The sequence below is a fragment of the Ralstonia sp. VS2407 genome (assembly GCF_052950655.1).
Genome location: NZ_JBRFVG010000001.1, coordinates 444463 through 465264, shown reverse-complemented (window position 1 = coordinate 465264; position 20802 = coordinate 444463). Strand labels below are relative to the sequence as shown.

At 64.5% G+C, this 20802-nt stretch carries 16 protein-coding genes and 3 tRNA genes; 7 read left to right on the top strand and 12 right to left on the bottom strand.

The genetic code is table 11. The features are described from left to right. Nucleotides 1–56 precede the first annotated feature (56 nt). From ACU8YE_RS02210 to ACU8YE_RS02180, 7 genes are all read right to left on the bottom strand, one after another. Complete coding sequence (locus ACU8YE_RS02210) at nucleotides 57–902, bottom strand: transglutaminase family protein (protein ID WP_232042439.1); 846 nt, start codon at nucleotides 900–902, stop codon at nucleotides 57–59. 57 nt (nucleotides 903–959) lie between these two features. Then, nucleotides 960–1910 (bottom strand): alpha-E domain-containing protein, encoded by a 951-nt coding sequence (locus ACU8YE_RS02205; protein WP_232042438.1) that lies wholly within the window; start codon nucleotides 1908–1910, stop codon nucleotides 960–962. A gap of 65 nt (nucleotides 1911–1975) precedes the next feature. After that, nucleotides 1976–3460 carry a circularly permuted type 2 ATP-grasp protein gene (locus tag ACU8YE_RS02200; protein WP_260802704.1) on the bottom strand — a complete coding sequence of 495 codons (1485 nt, stop codon included), beginning with the start codon at nucleotides 3458–3460 and terminating at the stop codon, nucleotides 1976–1978. A gap of 104 nt (nucleotides 3461–3564) precedes the next feature. Continuing rightward, a complete protein-coding gene (locus tag ACU8YE_RS02195; RefSeq protein WP_446928013.1) occupies nucleotides 3565–6087 on the bottom strand; it encodes a DNA internalization-related competence protein ComEC/Rec2 in 2523 nt (840 codons plus the stop codon). 9 nt (nucleotides 6088–6096) lie between these two features. Further along, a complete protein-coding gene (locus ACU8YE_RS02190; protein WP_446928012.1) occupies nucleotides 6097–6909 on the bottom strand; it encodes a TatD family hydrolase in 813 nt (270 codons plus the stop codon). 84 nt (nucleotides 6910–6993) lie between these two features. Next, a complete protein-coding gene (gene lolD, locus ACU8YE_RS02185; RefSeq protein WP_232042434.1) occupies nucleotides 6994–7722 on the bottom strand; it encodes a lipoprotein-releasing ABC transporter ATP-binding protein LolD in 729 nt (242 codons plus the stop codon). After that, complete coding sequence (locus ACU8YE_RS02180) at nucleotides 7715–8965, bottom strand: lipoprotein-releasing ABC transporter permease subunit (RefSeq protein WP_446928011.1); 1251 nt, start codon at nucleotides 8963–8965, stop codon at nucleotides 7715–7717. Before ACU8YE_RS02180 ends, lolD begins: the two co-directional genes overlap by 8 nt. A 71-nt stretch (nucleotides 8966–9036) precedes the next feature. On the opposite strand from ACU8YE_RS02180, the gene ACU8YE_RS02175 reads away from it, so the two are divergent. From ACU8YE_RS02175 to ACU8YE_RS02155, 5 genes are all read left to right on the top strand, one after another. Further along, entirely contained in the window at nucleotides 9037–10116 is a 1080-nt protein-coding gene (locus ACU8YE_RS02175; protein WP_316877868.1) for a hypothetical protein, read from the top strand. A gap of 12 nt (nucleotides 10117–10128) precedes the next feature. Next, nucleotides 10129–11823 (top strand): single-stranded-DNA-specific exonuclease RecJ, encoded by a 1695-nt coding sequence (gene recJ, locus ACU8YE_RS02170; RefSeq protein WP_260802709.1) that lies wholly within the window; start codon nucleotides 10129–10131, stop codon nucleotides 11821–11823. Between the two features lie 178 nt (nucleotides 11824–12001). Beyond that, nucleotides 12002–12331, top strand: a complete 330-nt coding sequence (fdxA, locus tag ACU8YE_RS02165; protein ID WP_004626101.1) for a ferredoxin FdxA — start codon at nucleotides 12002–12004, stop codon at nucleotides 12329–12331. A 110-nt stretch (nucleotides 12332–12441) separates the two neighbouring features. Continuing rightward, a tRNA-Asn gene (locus tag ACU8YE_RS02160) sits at nucleotides 12442–12517 on the top strand. Nucleotides 12518–12596: 79 nt separating this feature from the next. Then, nucleotides 12597–12687, top strand: a tRNA-Leu gene (locus ACU8YE_RS02155). Between the two features lie 42 nt (nucleotides 12688–12729). On the opposite strand, the gene ACU8YE_RS02150 is transcribed toward ACU8YE_RS02155, so the two are convergent. Together ACU8YE_RS02150 and ACU8YE_RS02145 are read right to left on the bottom strand one after the other, a co-directional pair. Beyond that, the gene (locus ACU8YE_RS02150; RefSeq protein ID WP_446928010.1) at nucleotides 12730–13464 is read right to left on the bottom strand and encodes a DUF899 domain-containing protein; all 735 of its coding nucleotides are present in this window, start codon (nucleotides 13462–13464) and stop codon (nucleotides 12730–12732) included. Between the two features lie 148 nt (nucleotides 13465–13612). Further along, nucleotides 13613–14716, bottom strand: coding sequence for a YeiH family protein (locus ACU8YE_RS02145; protein WP_446928009.1), 1104 nt, complete (start codon nucleotides 14714–14716; stop codon nucleotides 13613–13615). A 92-nt stretch (nucleotides 14717–14808) separates the two neighbouring features. Between ACU8YE_RS02145 and ACU8YE_RS02140 the strand changes: the two genes are divergently transcribed. Continuing rightward, nucleotides 14809–15735: a LysR family transcriptional regulator gene (locus tag ACU8YE_RS02140; protein WP_433866798.1), complete on the top strand. Its 927-nt coding sequence runs from the start codon at nucleotides 14809–14811 to the stop codon at nucleotides 15733–15735. Nucleotides 15736–15774: 39 nt separating this feature from the next. Next, nucleotides 15775–15850: transfer RNA gene (locus ACU8YE_RS02135), tRNA-Lys, on the top strand. Between the two features lie 286 nt (nucleotides 15851–16136). Here the strand turns inward: ACU8YE_RS02135 and ACU8YE_RS02130 are convergent. The 3 genes from ACU8YE_RS02130 to ACU8YE_RS02120 all read right to left on the bottom strand — a co-directional run bounded on the left by ACU8YE_RS02130 (nucleotide 16137) and on the right by ACU8YE_RS02120 (nucleotide 20792). Then, entirely contained in the window at nucleotides 16137–17078 is a 942-nt protein-coding gene (locus ACU8YE_RS02130; protein ID WP_446928008.1) for an aldose 1-epimerase, read from the bottom strand. Next, on the bottom strand, nucleotides 17078–18286 hold the full coding sequence (locus tag ACU8YE_RS02125; protein ID WP_446928007.1) for a porin: 1209 nt from the start codon (nucleotides 18284–18286) through the stop codon (nucleotides 17078–17080). The genes ACU8YE_RS02130 and ACU8YE_RS02125 overlap by 1 nt, the downstream gene beginning before the upstream one ends. Nucleotides 18287–18380: 94 nt before the next feature. Next, nucleotides 18381–20792: a TIM-barrel domain-containing protein gene (locus tag ACU8YE_RS02120; RefSeq protein WP_446928006.1), complete on the bottom strand. Its 2412-nt coding sequence runs from the start codon at nucleotides 20790–20792 to the stop codon at nucleotides 18381–18383. Between the last annotated feature and the right edge of the window lie 10 nt (nucleotides 20793–20802).

Below are 20802 nucleotides of genomic sequence, written 5' to 3'. Positions count from 1 at the left end.
GTTGAAGGCATTCTAGCGCGCCGATCGGAACCCATCCGCGCGCTTGGAAGAGGTGCTCAATTCACTCGAGCCGCCTCGACGGGCAACGGCTCAATGGAAATGCTGACATCCAGCGTCTCGGCACCCCCGCCCTGCCGCACGCCGCGTACCGGTGCTGCCGACTGGTAATCGCGCCCGACCGCCAACCGGATGTGGCGGGCATCGGTAAAGCACTGGTGGGTGACGTCGATGCTGCACCAGGTGTGCGATTCGGCATCGAGGCAGACGTCGGCCCACGCGTGGCTGGCGAGGTCTTCTTCGCCCACGGCGTGGAAATAGCCGCTGACATAGCGCGCCGGTACGCCCAACGCCCGGCAGCACGCGACCATCACCTGCGCCTGATCCTGGCATACGCCCGTGCCCAGGCCAAACGCCTCCGCTGCGGTAGTGCCGACGTGAGTGGTATTCGGCTTATAGCTCACGCGCTTGGCGATAGCTTGCGCAAGCCGCACGGCAGATTCCGCGTCTCCGAGCACCAGCGCGTGCTCGCGCGCGAAGTTGATCATTTCGGGCGGCGCGGAAGTCAGCGGCGTGGCACTCAAAAAGTACAGCGGCGATACGCGATAGCGCCCTTGCCCAGGCGCATCGACAAACCGTTGACTGCCCGGCGAGCCCGCAGGAAACGCCTCGACAACGCCGCGCGCGTCGATGATGACGTCTTCCGTACGGTTGCCGAGGGTGAAGTGATGAACGACGTTGCCGAAACCGTCGGTGGCGCGCGTGAGGTTACCGGGCGCATGGATCTGCCAGGTGTCCACCTGCTGCAGCTCGCCGCTGCGAGGTGTCAGCCGCAGCTCGTGCACGCTGTGGCGCAGCGGCTCGGCATAACGGTAGACCGTCGTATGTCGAATTTGGTATTTCACGATGACACGGGCGCCACCCGAAAGCGGCGCCCCGATGTATGCACGTTGTCTTGCACGTCACGCCACCTCGAGCGGCACCAGGAAATCCTGGCTGATGCCGTTGCCTAGGTCGCCTATCCGCTCCAGGAAGTTGGTCAGCCAGGCATGCAGGCCAACAGCAAAAATATCTTCGATGCGGGCGTACCGCAGGTCGGCGTGCAGTTTACCAGCGCGACGTTCAGTCTCTGCCGATTGACTGTTGCGCACTGTCGAAAGAATCTCGACCACCTCGTCCATGCTGGCCAGCAGCGACCGCGGCATGTCGCTGCGCAGAATCAGCAGCTCCGCCACGCGCGTCGGCGTGATGACGTTGCGATAGATCTTGCGGTAGACCTCGAAGCCCGACACCGAGCGCAGCGTGGCAGCCCAATGGTAGAAGTCGCCCTGCTCCGCCGCCGTTTCATCGCGCGTAGGCGTTGATTGGAATTTCACGTCCAGCAGCCGCGCAGTGTTGTCGGCGCGCTCCAGAAACGTGCCCAGGCGCATGAAATGGAACGCGTCGTCCGTCAGCATGGTGCCGACCTGCACGCCGCGCGACAGATGCGAGCGGAACTTCACCCACTCAAAGAACTGAGACGGATCATCGCGCAGCATGCCTTCGGCAATCAGGCGCTGCACATCCAGCCACGTGGTGTTGATGGTCTCCCAAACCTCGGTCGTGATGGAGCCGCGTACCGCCCGGGCGTTCTCGCGCGCCCCGCGCAGACAGCTCATGATCGACGACGGGTTGGTCATGTCGCGCACCATGAAATCGATCACATCGTCGCGCGAGAGCAGGCCATAGCGCTCGTCAAAGACCTGCGTCAGTTCGGAGATGTCGAGCATTGCCCACCAGCCCTGCTCGGCCACTTCCGCGGATTGCGGCAGCAGCGAGGTCTGGTAGTTCACGTCGAGCATGCGGGCGGTGTTCTCGGCGCGTTCGGTGTAGCGCGCCATCCAGAAAAGGTGGTCTGCGGTGCGGCTGAGCATGGCGTTCCCTTCTACGTATTCGATAGGCGATTGATCGATTGCCTGTTGCGACACTGCGCGAGCGTTCAGCGCTCCAGCACCCACGTATCCTTCGTCCCGCCGCCCTGCGACGAATTGACCACCAGCGAGCCGGCGCGCAACGCCACACGCGTCAGGCCACCGGGCACCATGCGCACATCCTTACCGGATAGCACGAACGGCCGCAGGTCGATGTGGCGCGGCGCGATACCGGCTTCCACATACGTCGGGCAAGTCGACAGTGCCAGGGTTGGCTGGGCGATGTACTGATCGGGGCGAGCCTTCACCACCTCACGGAAAGCGGCAATCTCCTCCTGCGTGGCCGCCGGACCGACGAGCATGCCGTAGCCGCCTGCACCGTGCGTTTCCTTGACCACCAGTTCGCCCATGTGGTCGAGCACGTATTGCAGGTCGTCGGGGCGACGGCACATGTACGTCGGCACGTTATTGAGGATCGGCTCCTCGCCGAGGTAGAAGCGGATCATGTCCGGCACGTACGGATAGATCGACTTGTCGTCTGCCACGCCGGTGCCGATGGCATTGCAGATGGTGACGTTGCCCGCGCGATAGACCGACAGCAGCCCAGCCGCGCCCAGCGAAGAATCCGGGCGGAACACCAGCGGATCGAGGAAGTCGTCGTCCACCCGGCGGTAGATGACGTCGATGCGCTGCGGGCCCTGCGTCGTGCGCATATAAAGGTGATCGTCCTGCACGAAAAGATCGTGCCCCTCCACCAGCTCCACGCCCATCTGCTGCGCAAGGAACGCATGCTCGAAATACGCCGAGTTGTACATGCCGGGCGTAAGCACCACTACCGTCGGGTCGGCGATGTTCTGCGGCGACACGCTGCGCAGCATGTCGAGCAGCATGTCGGGGTAATGCGCGACGGGCGCCACACGATTGCGCGCGAACAACTCCGGAAACAGCCGCATCATCATCTTGCGGTTTTCCAGCATGTACGACACACCCGATGGCACGCGCAGGTTGTCTTCCAGCACGTAGAACTCGCCCTCGCCGGCACGCACGATGTCGATGCCGGCCACGTGCGCGTAGATGTCGCGCGGCACGTCCACGCCGAGCATGTCGGGGCGGTATTGGGCGTTGTTGTAGATCTGATCGGGCGGAATGACACCGGCGCGCAGGATGTTCTGCTCGTGATAGATGTCGTGCAGGAAGCGGTTGAGCGCATCGACGCGTTGCCGAAGGCCGCGCTCGAGCGTGGCCCACTCGCTGGCCGGGAAGATGCGCGGAATGATGTCGAACGGAATCGTGCGCTCGGTGCCGCTGTTCGATTCGTCCTTGTCGCCGTACACAGCAAAGGTGATACCGACGCGGCGGAAGATCAGGTCTGCCTCGGCGCGCTTGTTCTGCAGCGTCGTGGCCGATTGCGCGCCCAGCCATTCGGCGAAACGTCCGTAGTGGCCGCGTACCTCGCCCTGCTGGACGAGTGCTGCCGGGGCCGGTTCGGCGGCATGGGGGTTGCGGCCCCCGTCATGCCAGTTGAGCATTTCATCGTAGAACCGGACTGCCATGCTTTTCTCCCCTGACGGCGCCGCGCGATGTACGCGGCACGTGGTTTTTATAGCACAGCGGTTTTGACCCCCACAATGGGGCCAACCCGTTATGCCACCAAGTTTCACGGCTGGGCGTCGACGGCGCCGGCGGCCGTTGCCAGGGGTTCGACTTCCTGCGCGGAAGACCAGTACCGCGGCCGCATGGTGCGCGCGGTCTGGACGTTCAGCACATCGCCGCCGGTCTCGATGACGACGGCACCGGTCTTGTCCGTGCGCAAACCGTCGATGTCGCGCGCCACATAGCGCTGCCAGACCTGCGGATGCGGATGTCCGTACCGATTGCGGTAGCCGACCTGGAAAACCGCCACCTGCGGAGAAACCGCGTCCAAGAACGCGCCGCTGGAGCTTGTCTTGCTGCCGTGATGCGGCACAAGCAAGATGTCTGCCATCAGTCGCTCAGGCGTTTCAGCGGCGATCAGGGCGCTTTCCTGGGCGGCTTCGATATCGCCCGTCAGCAGCGCAGCATGGCGGCCATTGGCGATACGCAGCACACAACTGCGAGCATTGCTGGACACGCGCTCGCTTTCAGCGGGCAGGCGCAGGGGGTGCAGCACCTCAAAGACAACGCCGTCCCACGTCCATGTTTGCCCAGCCAAACAATCGGTAAAGCGGATGCCGCTTTCATCGGCCACGCCGCGCAAGGCGTGTCCCTGAGGCAAAGACGCCAACATGGTGCGCACCGGCACCGCGCCGATCACCGTTTCGGTGCCACCGGCGTGGTCGCTGTCTTCGTGGCTGACGACAAGCGTGTCGAGCGATTCGACGCCGTGGCTGCGAAGGTAAGGAGCGATGACGCGGGCGGCAGCATCCGCGTGATCGCCGTAGCGCGGGCCGGTGTCGAACAGCAGACGATGGTTGGCGGTTTCGACCAATGCTGCGGCACCTTGCCCGATGTCGAACGCGACAAGCCGGAATTCGCCGGGTAATGGCATTGGCACGCGCGCCAGCACCAGTGGCAAGAGGAGCAAGGCGCCCTGAGCGCGCCACGCCCATGCACGCACGCCACCGGGCACCAGCAATAGCGCTACACCAAGCAACGACAGCAGCAACGCCCACTTGGGCGCGGCCGGCGCAACCCACACCGACCAGCGCGGTTGTGCCAGCCATTCAAGCCAAATGGCCAGCCAGCGGAAACTCGCCTCGGCCAACATCAGCACGGGCTGCGCCAGCGGATCAGGGAGCGCTGCGCCGATCAGCGCCAACGGTGTCGTCACGAAACTGACCATGGGGATCGCCAGCCCGTTGGCCGCCGCAGAGACGACCGACGTCTGCTGGAACAGAAGCAAGGTCAACGGCAACAAGCCGAACGTGACCGCAAACTGAATCCGCGTAGCACCAACCACCGTACGGCGGATGCCTTCAATTTTGCCGTCGACTTCGCCATTGCGCGTGCCATCGACGGCCATTCGGGCGGCGAAGAAGATGATCGCCACCGCGCCGAACGACAACCAGAACCCCGCCGACATGACTGCCCACGGGTCCACCATCGCCACCACTGCCGCCGCCCAGCACAGCGACAGGCTGGCCGACACATTGCGATCGGTCAGCCGGGCGATGGCTACGGTGGACAGCATCAGCAGCGTGCGCTGCGCTGGCACGCCCATGCCGGCAAGCAAGCAGTAGCCGAACGCCCCCAACATGGCCGCGACGCCACCTGCGCGCGGGGTAGGCATACGCAGCGGCAACGGCGTGCGCAGCCAGCGCGCCAACCCGAACGACCGGCGCCACAACGCCATCCACAACGCGGCAAACAGCCCGGCGATCATCGTGATGTGCAACCCTGAAATGCTGACAAGGTGGCTGATGCCTGTGCGGCGGAACAGGCCCCAGTCGTCGCGGGCGATGCCGCTTTGGTCGCCCACCACGAGCGCCACCATGACTGCCGCGAAGCGTGCATCGGGCAACGCGGCCAAGATGTGGCGCCGCACGCTGGCACGCCAGCGCTCCACGCCAATTCCGAAGCCGGTGCCTGTTTCATCCAGTGCGATGTTCTGCGCGCGTTTGCCTGTACGCACATAGCCGACGGCCCGGATGTTGTCGGCCAGCATCGCGTATTCGCCATCGAAGCCGCCGGGGTTGGTCAGGCTGTGCGGGCGCTTGGCGCGCAGCGTCAGTTGCCAGCGCTGGCCGGGTTGCAGATCGGGGATGCCGGCACGTCGGTCGGGCTTTGCGCCCTCTTCGGCCACGTTGCCCCAGTTCCGCGTGCCATACCAGGACAGGCGCACGCGTGGCGGCACGGCATCACCCGCATTGCTGGATTCGATGTGGAAGAGAAAACGCGTGGCCTCATCGCCCGTCTGCGGCAGCTCGGCCACCACGCCGGTCGCGATGACGTCCTTGCCTTCCCACGCAGGGCTGAGCGCCACGGCCATGCGCTGCTGCGCGCGCCAGTCGCTCCAGCCGAAACCAGCCGCAACGGTGCTGGCGACGAGCAACACGGGAAACAGCGCTGGTCGACGCCGCATGACGGCCGCCAGCGACAGACAGAGCACGAGCACGCAAAGCGGCTGCCAAACCGGCGGCAGCGCCGCCTGCATCTGCAATGCCACGCAGCCGGCAACGAAGCCGATCAACCCAAGACGCATGTGCGAGCGTCAAGCGTGCAGGAGCGCAGCCAAGCGAGGAATGGCTTCGAAACTGTTGCGGCGTGCCTGGGCGGCCAGCGCGTCGATAGAGATGCCGCGCAGTTGCGCCATCGCCTCGGCGATACGAGCGACTTCGGCGGGTGCATTGCGCGCAGCGCCCTGCTCGCCGAACTGGTCGTCGGCAAGCCAGGCGGGGGCCAGGTCGGGCGCGTCGGTTTCCAGCACGATCGACTCGATCGGCATGTCCTGCGCCAGCCGACGCACCCGGTTGGCACGCGAGAAGGTAAAGACGCCGCCAAACCCGAGCTTGAAGCCCGAATCGACAAAGCGACGCGCCTGTTCCGGGCTGCCGTTGAACGCATGCGCAATACCACGCACGCCCGCCTTGGCGGCGGCGCTGCACACCTGATCCTGCGACTTGCGCACGTGCATCAGCACAGGCAGATCGAATTCGCGTGCGATGCGCAGTTGCGCGCGGAACACGGCGGTCTGCCGTTCGACGTCGTGGTCGGGAATGAAGAAATCGAGGCCGATCTCGCCGACGGCCACGAAACGCGGGTCGTCCATTGACGCGGCGATCTGGCGGCGCAGCTCGAGCAGATCGTCGTCGCTGGCCTGCGCGGCGTAGATTGGATGGATGCCCAGCGCATAACTGCACCCGGCATGCCGATGGGCCAGCGCCCGCACCGTGTCGAAATTCCAGCGTGCCACCGCCGGCACGACAATGTGGTTGACCCCCGCCGCATGCGCCTGCGCAACGATCGCATCACGGTCGGTATCAAAGTCGCTGGCGTCGAGGTGGCAATGGGTATCGATCCACATAGTCCGTTATGCGTTGGAAAAGGCGGCAACCTACCGGAAAGCGCAGCGTTGTGGAATCCGCCTTTTCCGATCGTGCCGCCCAGCTCAGCGCTCCTGGTGCAAATGGCCTTCCCGCAGGCGGAAAATGCGATCGCAACGGCCTGCCAACTCGATATCGTGCGTGACGATGACAAAGCTGGTGCCAAGCGTGCGCGTGAGTTCCAGCATCAGGTCGAACACTTCACCGGCCGTGTGGTCGTCCAGGTTGCCGGTGGGCTCGTCAGCCAGCACGCAAGCCGGAGACCCGACCAGCGCACGCGCAATCGCCACCCGTTGGCGTTCGCCGCCGGACAGCTCGCCCGGACGGTGTGCCGTGCGCGGGCCCAGACCCACGCGTTCGAGCATCGCCTGTGCGGTGTGGCGCGCTTGCGCCTCTTCCACGCCGCGAATGCGCAGCGGCATCGCGACGTTATCCAGCGCCGTGAATTCCGGCAGCAGATGGTGGAACTGATAGACGAAGCCCAGCGCCCGGTTGCGCAGCGTATTGCGTTCGCGCTCTTTCATTGCGGTGAAAGGCTTGCCGAGCAGCGAGACGCGGCCCGACGTCGGCTCATCCAGCCCGCCCAGCACATGCAGCAACGTGCTCTTGCCCGAGCCCGAGGCGCCGACGATGGCGACCTTCTCACCCACGCCGATGCGGATGTCCACGCCCTTGAGCACGTCGACGTTCAGGCCGCCCTGGCGGAACGACTTGGACAGCCCTTCGGCCTGCACCACCACGCCCTGCGGCGCCGCGGCCGGCGCTTCCATGGAAGTCATGACGGCCTCACTCATAGCGCAGTGCCTCCGCCGGATTCACGCGCGAGGCGTGCCAGCTCGGATACAGCGTCGCCACCGAGGCGAGGATGAAGGAAATGATGCCAATGGTCGCAATGTCGTTCACGCGGGGGTCCGAGGGCAGTTCGCTAATGAAATAGATGTCACGCGGCAGGAATTGCACGTGGAAGAGACGCTCGATGAACGGCACGATCACGTCGATGTTGTACGCGATGAGCGTGCCGAAGCCGACGCCCAGCAATGTGCCGATAAAACCGATCGCCACGCCCTGCACGATGAAGATCTTCATGATTGATGCCGGTTGTGCGCCCATGGTGCGCAGGATGGCAATGTCAGCCTGCTTGTCCGTCACCGTCATCACCAGCGTGGAAACCAGGTTGAACGCCGCCACGGCGATGATCAGCGTGAGGATGATGAACATCATCTTTTTCTCGGTCTTCACGGCGGCAAACCAGTTGCGGTTCTGGCGCGACCAGTCGCGGATGTACAGCTCGCCGGTCAGCGTGCGCGACAGGGCTTCGGCCACCTGCGGGGCGCGGTCCATGTCGACCAGCTTCAGGCGCACGCCGGTCGGGCCATCCAGGCGGAACAGGCGCTCGGCGTCTTCCATATTGACCAGCGCCAGCGAGCTGTCGAACTCGTAGTGGCCCGATTCGAAGATCCCCGTCACGGTGAACTGCTTCAGGCGCGGCAACACGCCCGCCGGGGTGATGGTGCCCTGCGGCGCCACCAGCGTGACCTTGTCCCCCTGGTGCACGCCCAGGCCGTTGGCGAGTTGGCTGCCCAGGGCGATGCCGAATTCGCCCGGTTTCAGGTCGTCGATCGTGCCTGTCTTGAAGTCCTTGGCGATGTCCGACACCTTCGGCTCGTCGGCGGGCGACACGCCGCGCAGCAGCACACCGCGCACCGCCTCGTCACGCGTGATCATGGCCTGCGCGCCCACGTACGGCGCCGCGCCGATGACTTCCTTGTTCTGCATCGCCTCATTGGCGGTACGCTGCCAGTCCGGCAGACTGTTCGGCGCCATCACTTCGATATGCGCCAGCACCGACAGCATGCGGTCCCGCACCTCCTTCTGGAAGCCGTTCATGACCGAGAGCACGATGATCAGCGCCGCCACCCCGAGCGCAATGCCGAGCATGGAGATGAGCGAAATGAAAGAGATGAAGCTGTTGCGGCTGGCGCGCTTGCTTGCGCGTGTATACCGCCAGCCGATCTGCCATTCGTATGGAAGTTTCAAAGGGGATTCCCCGTGGGTGTGATTTGTCCGGCTCACTGGCCGACGAGCCGGAAGTTTACAATCTCGGAGCCATGATTCCTGAACTCACCCTGATTGTCCCGTTTTGCGCGCCCGCTGCCGAGGTGGCGGACGACGCTTATCGTCAATTGACCTTGCCGGGCCTGGAAAGGTTGCTTGCTCGTGCGCGCGAAGCAGAACGCGAGCGCCACGACGACGCCTACCTGCCCACGCTGCCGCACGAGCGCTGGCTGGCCAAGCACGCCGGGCTGCCCATTTCTCCGCTGCCGTCGGCGCCGTACATGCGCCTGGCGGACGGGGGCACCGCCGACACGCGCACCTGGGCCTGCCTGCAGCCGGTCCACATCCACGCCGCCCGCGACCATCTGGTGATGCTCGACCCGGCCCAGCTCCGCCTGGAAGCCGCCGACGCCGACGCCCTGCGCGCCGCCATCGCCCCGCTGGTTGCCGAAATGGGCATCACGCTCGATGCCACGCACGCCGCGCGCTGGTACGTCGCCGATTCGCCATTTGGCGACCTGATTGCCGCCGCGCCGCAGCGGGCCACCGGCCACAACATCGACATCTGGATGCACAAGGGCGAGCAGGAGCGCGCCTGGCGCAAGTTCCAGAACGAGATCCAGATGACGTGGTACGACCACCCCGTCAATCAGGCACGCGAGGCGCGCGGCCTGCTGCCGGTCAACTCGGTCTGGCTGTTCGGCCAGGGCGCGCTGGTCGATGCCCGCCCCATTGCGGAGCGCATGATCGGCGCTGATCCATTCTTCGCCGGACTGTGTCACGCCGGCAACGCCACCGAACTCTGCGCGGAAACGCTGGCCGCCGTGCCGTTCGACGACACAAGCGCCGCCGTGCTGCTGGGCGACGCCGGCAAGCCATATCTTTCCGCCGACTGGTACGACTGGATCGAAACCCTCCGCGCTTACGACCGCGACTGGTTTACCCCCGCCGCCGATGCGCTGGCGGACGGCCGAATCGACGCCGTCTCGCTCGTGCTGACCGGCGACTCGCACTACGCCCACTACCGCGTCACCCGCCGCGAACTCGCCAACGGCCCGTTCGGCTGGCTGCGCCGCTTCAGTCGTCCACGCACCTTGCGTGATGCGCTCTCCCCGCTTTCCATGGCCGCTTGAGCCTGATCCTGCATGACCCGCATCGCTGTCCGTTCGCATTCCGCAGACGCCGCCACAACGCTGGCCGGCCACGGCATCCATCCCGTCCTCGCACGCATCCTGGCCGCTCGGGGCGTCGCCCGGCCCGACGAACTATCGACCGAGCTGACCGACCTCCTGCCCCCCGCGCAACTCAAGGGCATTGACGACGCAGCCCACTACCTCGCCGACGCCATCGCCGCCAACAAGCGCCTGCTGATCATTGCCGACTACGACTGCGACGGCGCCACCGCCTGCGCCGTGGGCGTGCGTGGCTTGCGCATGCTGGGCGCGCAGGTCAGCTATATCGTCCCAAACCGCTTCGAGTACGGCTACGGCCTGTCGCCCGAAATCGTGGCGCTCGCTGCGCGCGAGAAGCCCGACGTGCTGGTCACCGTCGACAACGGCATCGCCGACGTGGCGGGCGTGGCGGCCGCCAACGCGCTGGGCATCGACGTTGTCGTGACAGACCACCACATGCCCGGCGCGCAATTGCCCGAGGCGCGCGTGATCGTCAACCCGAACCAGCCGGGTTGCGGCTTCCCGAGCAAGAATCTGGCGGGCGTGGGCGTGATGTTCTACGTGCTGCTGGCGCTGCGGGCGGAGCTGCGCAAGCGCGGCGTGTTCACGCCGCAGGATCAGCCGCGCCTCGATGCGCTGCTCGATCTGGTGGCACTCGGCACCGTGGCCGACGTGGTCAAACTCGACGCCAACAATCGTCTGCTGGTCGCGCAGGGTCTCAAGCGCATGCGTGCGGGGCGGATGTGCCCGGGCATCGCCGCGCTGTTCCGCGTGGCCGGCCGCGAGGCGCGCCGCGCGTCGACGTTCGATCTCGGCTTCGGCCTTGGCCCGCGCCTGAACGCCGCGGGGCGGTTGGCCGACATGTCGCTCGGCATCGAATGCCTGCTCACCGACGACTACGACCGCGCCATGTCCATCGCCGCCGAACTTGACGGCATGAACCGCGAGCGCCGCGAGATCGAAGCCGGCATGCAGCAGGAAGCCCTCGCCATCCTCGACAGCATGAACGCCCTCGATGGCGCCGGTCGGCACACCATCGCGGTCTACAACGAAACGTGGCACCAGGGCGTGATCGGCATCGTCGCCTCGCGTATCAAGGACAAATTCCACCGCCCGGTCTTCACCTTCGCACCCGGCGACGACGGCGTCATCAAGGGCTCGGGCCGCTCGATTCCCGGCTTCCACCTCCGTGATGCACTGGACGCCGTACACAAGCGCAGCCCGGGGCTTATCGTGAAGTTCGGCGGCCATGCCATGGCGGCTGGGCTCACGCTGCGCGAAGACGGTTTCGATGCATTCGTCACCACCTTCGAGGCCGTCGGCCGCGAATGGCTGACCGAGGCGCTGCTCTCACGCGTGCTCGAGACCGATGGCGAGGCCGACCCCGAATGCTTCACACCGCAGTTCGTCGAGCTGCTCGAAACCCAGGTCTGGGGTCAGGGCTTTCCGGCACCAAGCTTCTGCGGCGAGTTCGATGTGCTGTCGCAGGCCGTGCTGAAAGACAAGCACCTGAAGCTCAAGCTCGGCCGCGGCAAGCAGCATTTCGACGCGATCTGGTTCAACCACGCGGAGCCGCTCGGCGCCTCGGCGTATGTGGCCTACCGGCTCGACAACAACACCTTCAACGGCATCACGCGCGTCCAGATGGTGATCGAGCATGCGCAATAGCGGATGGGTCAAACCTTGCGCCAACGCATAAACACATGCGAAAACTGTCTGACGGCGCACCAATGACGCAGCAGTCGGGCACGGTCGGTGCGTTACAATGCGGGATTGCCGGCATGGAGGCGCGTAAGCCTCCATGGTCGCGCGCCCCACGAATTCCTAGCTTCAACTTCCAAGCGAAATGACTCACGTCGTTACCGAAAGCTGTGTCCGCTGCAAGTACACCGACTGCGTGGACGTCTGCCCCGTCGACTGCTTCCGTGAAGGCCCGAACTTCCTGACGATTGATCCGGACGAGTGCATCGACTGCGCCGTCTGCGTGGCCGAATGCCCGGTCAACGCCATCTATGCGGAAGAAGACGTGCCCGCTGATCAGCAGAAGTGGATCGCCATCAATGTCGAGCTGGCTCAAGCCGGCTGGCCTTCCATCACCAAGACCAAGCAACCCCTGCCCGACGCGGACGACTGGAAGGACGTGAAGGACAAGGAGCAGTATCTCGACCGCGGCTGAACGCGATTGAGCGCACTTGCCCGACACACTTTTTGTAGTGCATCGCAAAAAAGGTGTTGACGGGCAGATCAGAAACTAGCTAGAATTCATTTCTTCGCTGTTGCAGCGATTCCCCGATAGCTCAGTCGGTAGAGCGCCGGACTGTTAATCCGTAGGTCCCTGGTTCGAGCCCAGGTCGGGGAGCCAAAATAACAAAACGCCTCGCTTCGTGCGGGGCGTTTTCATTTGTGGCGTCGGTCTCGTGTATTGTTTGCACCCGCCTCAAGCCCGAGTGGTGAAATTGGTAGACACCGCGGACTTAAAATCCGCTGCGCCCTAATCGGCGCGTGCCGGTTCGATCCCGGCCTCGGGCACCAATCCTTTCTTCGCCTCCCCTCACACCCTTCCCCTCCAGCGTCTTACGATGCGCAGCACGCATGCGCCTTAGGTGCTTCTTCGTATTCGTCGTGACGGCGCACCCATGACAAGGGGCCGGTTTCGTTGCGGCCGAGCGGCGCGCGATCGAGCAGTAGCAGCGTACCCACCATGTCTTCCAAGCCGCGCGCATAGGTCGAATACGTGTGGAAGACATCGCCCGCCTCGTCCTTGTAAAACGCGCTCAATCCGGGCAGCTCGTCATGAGCTTCTTCGCGAGGCGTAGCGGTGTAGTTGTAGTCGACCGAACCGCTAGCGAGTTCGTCTTGCGAGAAGCTCACGCGATAGTCGTGGTTGAACGTTGTGCCGAACGACGAGACCCACGGGAATTGCCAGCCCATGCGCTTCTTGTAGGCGGCGATTTTGTCCATCGGCGCGCGCGACACGGCGACGAACGTCACGTCATGGTGATTCAGATGCGTGAGCATGCCGCCAACATGGTCGGAGAAGAAGGAGCACCCTGGGCAGCCCGCATCCCAGTCGGGCCCGAACATGAAGTGGTAGACCACCAACTGGCTACGGCCGTCGAACAACTCGGCCAGCGTCTTCTTGCCTTCCGATGATTCAAATACGTATTCCGTGTCGACCTTGACCCACGGCAGCGCCTGGCGCTCGGCGTTGACGGCGTCGCGCAGATGGATGGCCTCTTTCTCGCGCGCCAGCAACGCTCGGCGTTCGATGAGCCATTCATCTCTTGAAACCACGGGATGCGTTTGCATGATCGCCCCTTTGTCTAAGACTCAGGACTTCATACTAGGCGGCCTCACTCGAATGAAAAGCCGCGGCGCGCAAGTCGCCACCCGGATGCGACTTGCGCGCCATCGAAGAGAATCAGCCGTCTCTGCACATGCAACTTCAGGTGCCGGATCAGCCCACCAACCAGCGCACGCCCACGTTGATAAGCGCGCCGCCGCCTACCAGCCCGACCCACAACACAGCAGCGCACAGCAGCGGTCGCACACCGGACTTCAGCAGCATCGGCACATGCGTTTGCGTGCCGATAGCAAACATCGCACAGGCCAGCATGGCAGTGTCGATGGCGTCGATGGGGGCATGCCATGCAGCAGGGATCGCACCGGCGGAATTGAGCAGCGTCACAATCAGCAGCCCCACCGCAAACCAGGGCATGGCTTTCCAGGCGTGGCCGGCGGCTTTGCGAAGCGCTTTCTCCGGAGACGCCGAAGCAGGACCCTGAGCTTCACTGGGGGTTGTGCACGCCAGCACCACCAGCAACGGGGCCAGCGCCAGCACACGCACCATCTTGCTGACGACCGCCGCGTTGGTGGCGTCGTCGCCGAGCGGACGCGCTGCGGCAATCACCTGCGCAACTTCGTGCATCGTCGAACCGATGTAGACGCCAAAATGCTCCGGTGTGACGGCCACCCCGGCATGCGCCACGAGCGCGTACAGCCACGGGTACAGAAAGATGCCGATCGTGCCGAACAGCACCACGCTAGCGATCGCGACGGTCGTTTCGCGTGGTGAGGCCTTCACCGCTGGCGCAACGGCCAGTACGGCCGCCGCCCCACACACCGCACTGCCAGCTGCCACCAGCACAGCTTGTGAGCGCGTGAGGCGAAACCAACGCGTGCCGATCCACGTGCCGGCCAGCATCGTCGCGGCCAATACCAGCAGAGGAATCACCACGCCCGAAGTCCCCAGATCGTGGATCTGCGCCAGCGTCAGCCGGGCGCCGTAGAGAATCACGCCCGCGCGCAGCAGTGTATGGCGCGCAAGCTGGATTGCCCCTGGGGTCAGCCAACGCTGATGCCCCGGCACATGACCGATGGCCATGCCGAGCAGGATGGCAAGCGTCAGTGCGCTCAAGCCCAGATGCCCTGCCCACGGCATGGCCCCGAGCGCCACCGCAATCCCCGCACACCCGAACAACACCCCCACGCTGACGAGCGTCCGGCCGTCGAATCCTGCTGTCACGCCCTGGGGCGCCAACTGCTTCTGTGCAATCGTCATCACATTCGCCTTGCTTATTCGCTATACGCATAACGATATGCGGATCGTGATAACATGTAAAATAGGTAATTTTCGTAATTCCAACCACTTTTATGGATAATAAGGCGCCTCGCGTCACGTTGCGGCAATGGGCTGTCTTCGCCGCCATCGCACGCAGTGAAACGACCACTGCGGCCGGTGAAGCTCTTGGCCTGTCGCAATCGGCCGTCAGCGCGGCGCTGGCGGAACTGGAATCCACCCTCGGACATCCGCTGTTTGACCGGCATGCGCGCCGTCTGCATCTGAATGCGCTGGGCCGACAGCTTCTGCCCCAGGCACAGGCGCTGCTCGATCACGCCGATGCGCTGGAACACGCGACCGCCCAGCCGAACGTGCGCCTGAAGCTCGCGGCCAGCAGCACGATCGGCAACTACGTGCTGCCCGCCCTGCTCGCGGGCTTCCGGCACGAGATCGCACCCGACAGCCAGCTCGATGTGCTGATCGGCAATACGCAGGACGTGGTCGATGCCGTGCAGCGTTTCGAGGTCGACATCGGCCTGATTGAGGGCACCTGCCGCGGCGAAGCGCTGGAAATCGAAACGTGGATCGACGATGAGATGGTGATCGTGGCCGCGCCGGGGCATCCACTCACGCGAGGAACGGGGCCCGTCTCACACGCGGCGCTGCGCGAAGCGGGCTGGCTGATGCGCGAACCCGGCTCCGGCACGCGCGAACTGATCGACAGCCGCATCGCTTCGGTGGTCGGGCCGCTGCATGTGGCGCTTGAACTCGGCCACTCCGAGGCCATTCAGCGCACGGTGGCGGCAGGCTACGGCATCAGTTGCCTGTCGCGCCACGTGGTGGCCGACGCCTTGCGCGACGGCCGGCTGGTCGTGGTCGACAGCGGCCTGCCGCGTATCGCCCGGCCGCTGCTGATCGTGCGGCATCGCGACAAGCATCCGACACACGGGCTCACGCAATTCATCGACGTGCTGCGCGGTCACACAACCGATTCGAAAAAAATTCGCGCAGAAGACTAGCGCGATCCGAAAAAGGTTGATATAGTCTCACTTCTTCGCGGGGCGTTAGCTCAGTTGGTAGAGCAGCGGACTCTTAATCCGTAGGTCGAGTGTTCGAGTCACTCACGCCCCACCAGAATATGAAAGGCCCGACAGGCAACTGTCGGGCCTTTTTCATTTGCGCAATTTGCGATGCGCTTTTGCTTCAGTGCGCAGAAAACAAAGCGGCCGACGCTTGTGGCGCCGGCCGATCGATCCGCAGAGTCCTCTCCCCCGCCGCTGCCCGCGGCGGACATCTTCGCGGTGTAACCGCAACGCGCCCACCTGCCTGCCAAGGTGAGCGCATTCACCGGCTTCCTGACGGCGCGGTTCGACAAAGAGGCGCTGTGGGCCAGCGAGCGCCGCTAGCGCGGCGACGCATTTCAGGCCGTGGATTCGATGCGCAATTGCATGCGCATCTGCAGCGTCTCTCCGGGCGCCAAAGCACGCAGGCCCGTGCCTTCCCATCCTTGTGCCGCCAGGTTGATCGCGTCAGCCACGTGCGAAATAGGCTCCAGGCAGAAATATGGCTGCGCGTGCGGCGCGTGCAGGATGAAGTGGTCGAGCGGGTCATCGGCGCTGAGCGTAAGCACCCCACCCGCGCACGACACCACGGCACACTGCCGCCATTCGCTGTAATAGACACTGAGCGCTGCGTCCGGCAATGCGCGGGCGTGGCGGAAATCTTCCCGCGCCGTAATCGCCTCGCGGCGGACGGCAACTTCACCGGCATCCGTTGGCCACATCGTCGCAGCATCGAACTGCACGCGCGTATCGGGCGTGCGCGCAAAGTACGGATGAAAGCCGCCACCGGCCGGCATGCTGCTGTCGCCGTCATTGCGCAGGGTCATGACGGCATCCAGGCCGGATTCGCTCAGCACCAGCGTTTGGGTGGCAGTGAACGGCCAGGGCCAGTTGTCTGCCTCGGGCACGTAGCGCAAACCGAGTTCGATCGACGACGCCGTGACCTGCTTCACTGTCCAGGCACGTGCGTGCGCCAACCCGTGCATGGCATGCGCCTGGCCCGGATGCGGTGCAAGACGGACCTCGCGGCCGACCCAATGGAAGCGTCCATCGCGGATGCGGTTGGAGAACGGCAGCAGCGGATAGCACCCGGCTTTGGGCCACGCCAGCCCGTCGAAACCGCCGCGCAGACAATCGGGCGACATCGGCGCCAACCAGTCGACCCGCCGGCCGCCCTCGCTGGTCGAAGCCAGCGAGGCAATGCGGCCACCTGCCGCCGGCGCGACATCCATCGTCAGCGCACCGGCCTGCAGCGTATGTATTGGCCCCGGCGCAAGCCAAGTCTTGGTCTTGCTATCCATCAGAACGAATGCCGGATGCCGACCATGCCCACGAACTGGCTGCGCCCGTTCGACGGCGTGCCGTTCTGCGAATCGCCTACCGACGCCACCGCATCCACGATGGACGTGCTCGTCCCCGAAGCGCGCAGCGTCTGGCCGTTGGCGCGCTGGTACGCCTGGATCGCATAGAACGCCGTGCGCTTGGACAGCGAATACAACTGCTCCATCGAGAACTGGTTGTACTTGGCCGGCGAGCTGATACCGTTGCGCGCCTTCTCAGCCGTGTAGCTGTAGCCGAAGGCGAGCCGCAATGCCGGCGTCAGATCGTAAGTGGCAATCGCGCCCACCGTATTGAACGTGGCCGACTGCGTGAACAGCGACAGTGCGCCCGGCTTGTACTGAACGTTCGAGTAGTTCAAGCCGACCATCAGCTTGCCGAACGTATAGCGCGCGGCCGTGGCGATGAGCTGCGCGGAGTCGGCCGTGGCATAGCCGGAGTTGACGGGCGAGTTGTTGGCGAACGTCCCGACGTTGCTGAAGTTGCCGGCCGTCGTGCCGCTCGACACGTTCTTCAGCCGCGTATAGCCGACGCCCCACGAGAAAGCCTGATAGTCATAGCGCAACGCCGTGCTCACACTGCTGCCGTTGGAAACGCTGCCGGCTTGCTCGCCAAAGCCGTATTGCACGCCCGCTTGCAGACCACCCCACACCGGCGTGGTGTAGGTGATGGAGTTGTTGAAGCGCAGCGTGGTATCCAACGCATCGACGTCGCCGGGGTGCGCGCCGGTGGCACCCGTCAGCACGTTGGTCGGGCCCAGCGATGCGACGTACTGGAAGTACGGCGTGTACGCACGACCGAGCGTGACCTGGCCGTAGTTAGCGTTGCTCAGGCCGACGTAGGCCTGGCGGTTGAAGATATAGCCAGCCTGGGCTTGCTGCCCTGTGTCGGCATTGAAGCCGCTCTCCAGCCGGAACAGCGCCGTGTTGCCACCGCCCAGGTCTTCCGTGCCATACAGGCCGAACTTGCTGGCCAGCAAGGCGCCCGAATTGATGTAGGTGTTGGAGTGGCCGCCCTGGTTGCTCGAATAGGCAAAGGCGTTATCGACCACGCCATACAGCGTGACCGACGTTTGCGCCGCGGCGTGCATCGAAGCGCCCGCGCAAAGCAGCGCAACCGACGCATAGACCGGCGTGAGGGAACGGGAACGTTTGGCTCGTGTGGCTTTCATCGTTGTTATCTCGGAAATCTCCTGCACCAAGGGAACACCGCGCATCACAGGGCCTCTGCGGACCCGGAACGTGATGCGCAGCGAGGATGCGGCACTAGGCCAGCAATTGCAACGTCAGGCGGCGCCAGCCACCCGCAACATCGGTTTCCAGCACGCAGGCATGCGGCGTCTGTACCTGTCGCGCATCACCGGCGGGCAGGTAAATTTCGACCGTGTCGGCCTGCGTCGGCATCTTGCCTTCGCGCGATACGTGCAGCGTGATGGATTGCGCGTCAGACACCGCGCGCACGCTCCAGCGGCCCTGCTCCCCATTGCGCCACGCTTCGGTCTCACCATCGTCTTCAATGCAGCCGCCAGTGGCCTCGCCAACGCCGTGCATGGGCACGACGAGGAAACCGCGGTGATCGGCGCGCTGGTCGAAATGCTGCTCCGCCACGTTCAACGCGATCACGCCGCCTTCGCGAATGAGCATGACCGGCTGGTCCCACGGCGAAGGCAGCGTGATGGTCTGTCCGCCGTCGAAGGCCTCGCCACTCCAGTACGACACCCAGCGGGTGCCCGCCGGTAGATAGACGGTGCGCTCGGTCTGCCCCTCGTCCACCGTCGGCGCCACCAGCAGCGAAGTGCCGAGCATCATGTCATCGCACTCGGCGTAGCAGCGGCGGTCGTTCGGGAACTCGGCAAACGTCGGGCGCAGCACCGGCTCGTAGGCCTGCGTGGATTGCCACAGCAGTTCGTACAGATACGGAATCAGCCGATAGCGCAGCTTGATCAGCGAGGCGATTTGCGCGGTGACCTGCGGATACATCCACGGCTCGTTGACGGTCTTGTCGTCGTTCCACGAATGGATGGAGAAGCGCGGCATGAACACGCCAAACGCCACCCAGCGCACCAGCAGCTCCGGCGACGGCGCAGGTCCCGCAAACCCGCCAATGTCGTGGCCGATGTTCGAGACCCCCGATAGCGCGAGCCCCAAACCCATCTTCAGGTTGTAGCGCAGTGTTTCCCACGACGTGTAGTTGTCGCCGGACCACGTCTGCACATAGCGCTGCATGCCGACACCGCCCGAGCGCGACACCAGGAAGGGCCGACGCTGCGGCGCGAACTCAAGCTGTGCTTCGCGCGAGGCGCGCATCATCAGCATCGTGTGCAGCACCTTGGCTTCGCGGATGGGCGCCTTCTTGCCGAACCCGTGGGCGAAAGCATCGGGCGTCCAGACTTCGAATTCGTTGTTGTCGTTCCAGGTGGACGCCATGCCGTATTCGAGCAGCGCGCTCTTGACGTTGGCCTTCCACCAGTCGAGCGTTTCCGGGTTGGTGAAGTCGAGATACGCGCCGACCTCGTCCCAGAATTGCACCCAGGCCGGCTCGCCCTTTGCATCGCAAATCAGCAGGCCGGCTTCTCTTGCTTCTTCAAACTTCGGGTGATCGCGCAGCAGGCACGGCTTGATGTTCGGGCACAGGCGAATACCCGCATCCAAGTAGCTTTGGACGAAGCCGCGCGCATCCGGAAACTTGTCGGTGTTCCAGTTGAAGACGTAGCGCTTCGGTCCGATCGACGTATAGCCCGACGACAGATGGAACGAATCGCACAGGATGTCGTGCTCACGGCATCCCTTGATGAACTCGGCCATCTGTTCTTGCGCGTTGGGCGCGTCGGTATACGTCATGGTCGAGCCGGAGTAACCGAGGCCCCACTTCGGCATCCACGCGGGGCGGCCGGTCATCCACGTAAAGCGGCGCGTGGCGTCGAGCGGCGTGTCCGGCGAGGCGATGAAGTAGTAATCGAGATCGCCGTGCGGCGCCACAAAGTAACGATAGTGCCCGTGATAGTTGTCCAGCTCGCGACCCATGTCGAAGCTGCAATCGGACAGCGTGTCGTAGAACAGGCCGAAGCCGGTGCGATTTTCCGGTTGCCACGTCACGTAGAACGGGATGTGCTTGTACAGCGGATCAGTCGTGCGCGCGCTGTAGCCCATCGCGTCGATGTTGCGCATCTCATAACGCTGGTGCGCACGGTTCATGTCGCCAGCGCGCTCGCCAAGGCCGAAGTACATCTCGCCGGGTTCGCGGCGCACGTAGTGGTAGACCTGCTCGTCCCAGTAGCCAAAGTTGTAGGCCTGCGTGGGGCGATCGTTCAGTACGGTCTGCCATTCGCCGGCGCCGCGAATCTGCCATGTGCAGAAGCCGCCGGCCAGGGCGACGCTCAGGCGAATCTTGCTGGTTTCCACGCGCAGCGTGTCGGCATCGGTGTGCAGCGCAAAAGCGGGCAGCGAGAAGCCGCTCAGGTCGCGGCGGTCGCGCCCTTCGAGCGGCGTGTCGTCAACGCCCGGTGCAATCGACCACGTGGCGGGGCCGCGCAGGTCGCCCTGCGGCAGCACAAGCACGCGAATGATGTCTTCTTCCAGCACGAAGAGTTCAATCGCAGCGCCGGCACTGCTGGCCAGGCGCAGCCGGTTGCCTTCGTGCGCCTGGAGTTCGAATCGAGGGGGATGCAACATGGACATCGGTTTCAAC

Bases quoted from the DNA above. Each gene is read 5' to 3' on its own strand.
- ACU8YE_RS02205 (WP_232042438.1), bottom strand. From the start codon at position 1,910: ATGCTCAGCCGCACCGCAGACCACCTTTTCTGGATGGCGCGCTACACC.
- ACU8YE_RS02200 (WP_260802704.1), bottom strand. From the start codon at position 3,460: ATGGCAGTCCGGTTCTACGATGAAATGCTCAACTGGCATGACGGGGGC.
- ACU8YE_RS02195 (WP_446928013.1), bottom strand. From the start codon at position 6,087: ATGCGTCTTGGGTTGATCGGCTTCGTTGCCGGCTGCGTGGCATTGCAG.
- ACU8YE_RS02190 (WP_446928012.1), bottom strand. From the start codon at position 6,909: ATGTGGATCGATACCCATTGCCACCTCGACGCCAGCGACTTTGATACC.
- lolD (WP_232042434.1), bottom strand. From the start codon at position 7,722: ATGAGTGAGGCCGTCATGACTTCCATGGAAGCGCCGGCCGCGGCGCCG.
- ACU8YE_RS02175 (WP_316877868.1), top strand. From the start codon at position 9,037: ATGATTCCTGAACTCACCCTGATTGTCCCGTTTTGCGCGCCCGCTGCC.
- recJ (WP_260802709.1), top strand. From the start codon at position 10,129: ATGACCCGCATCGCTGTCCGTTCGCATTCCGCAGACGCCGCCACAACG.
- fdxA (WP_004626101.1), top strand. From the start codon at position 12,002: ATGACTCACGTCGTTACCGAAAGCTGTGTCCGCTGCAAGTACACCGAC.
- ACU8YE_RS02150 (WP_446928010.1), bottom strand. From the start codon at position 13,464: ATGCAAACGCATCCCGTGGTTTCAAGAGATGAATGGCTCATCGAACGC.
- ACU8YE_RS02145 (WP_446928009.1), bottom strand. From the start codon at position 14,716: ATGACGATTGCACAGAAGCAGTTGGCGCCCCAGGGCGTGACAGCAGGA.
- ACU8YE_RS02140 (WP_433866798.1), top strand. From the start codon at position 14,809: ATGGATAATAAGGCGCCTCGCGTCACGTTGCGGCAATGGGCTGTCTTC.
- ACU8YE_RS02130 (WP_446928008.1), bottom strand. From the start codon at position 17,078: ATGGATAGCAAGACCAAGACTTGGCTTGCGCCGGGGCCAATACATACG.
- ACU8YE_RS02125 (WP_446928007.1), bottom strand. From the start codon at position 18,286: ATGAAAGCCACACGAGCCAAACGTTCCCGTTCCCTCACGCCGGTCTAT.
- ACU8YE_RS02120 (WP_446928006.1), bottom strand. From the start codon at position 20,792: ATGTCCATGTTGCATCCCCCTCGATTCGAACTCCAGGCGCACGAAGGC.